Source organism: Acinetobacter sp. UBA2063, assembly GCF_002333245.1.
Taxonomy (GTDB): domain Bacteria; phylum Pseudomonadota; class Gammaproteobacteria; order Pseudomonadales; family Moraxellaceae; genus Acinetobacter; species Acinetobacter parvus.
Map to the genome: position 1 here is coordinate 869 of NZ_DDAH01000161.1, position 525 is coordinate 1,393.

General features: G+C 40.8%; 1 pseudogene. It reads right to left on the reverse strand.

From position 1 onward, the window contains the following. Nucleotides 1-525: pseudogene (locus B4H32_RS07455) on the reverse strand (magnesium-translocating P-type ATPase); the annotation flags it as partial.

A 525-nucleotide genomic window follows, 5' to 3' on the forward strand; every position in this document is an offset into this window, starting at 1 on the left:
TTTCAGCATTTCTTCTACCGCACCCTTGGTAATCATTCTGACACGATCTTCGGGTGTCTTCACGACCACAGACATCCGACGACGATCAAAGTCAAATGGCACTTCATCTACTTTTTTATAGTGTAACTTTTGCGTTTTAATATCTTGGCCAACCGCTTCCAGCACTGCCACATCAAGCAGATTTTTTAATCCGGTTTGATAATAACTGTTTAAGAAAGCCTGCATTAAAACATAATGTGAAGTTTGTCCATGTACATCCACATGCTGAGATAAAAAGATTTTATCTTGTGTCAACGTTCCCGTTTTATCTGTGCAGAGTACATCCATCGCACCAAAATTTTGAATTGCATCCAGCCGTTTGACAATTACTTTCTTTTTAGAGAGGAAGACTGCGCCCTTGGCTAAGGTTGAAGTCACAATCATCGGTAGCATTTCAGGTGTTAAGCCGACCGCAACTGAAAGTGCAAATAGAAATGCCTCTGTCCAGTCGCCTTTGGTGAAACCATTAATAAATAACACAATCGG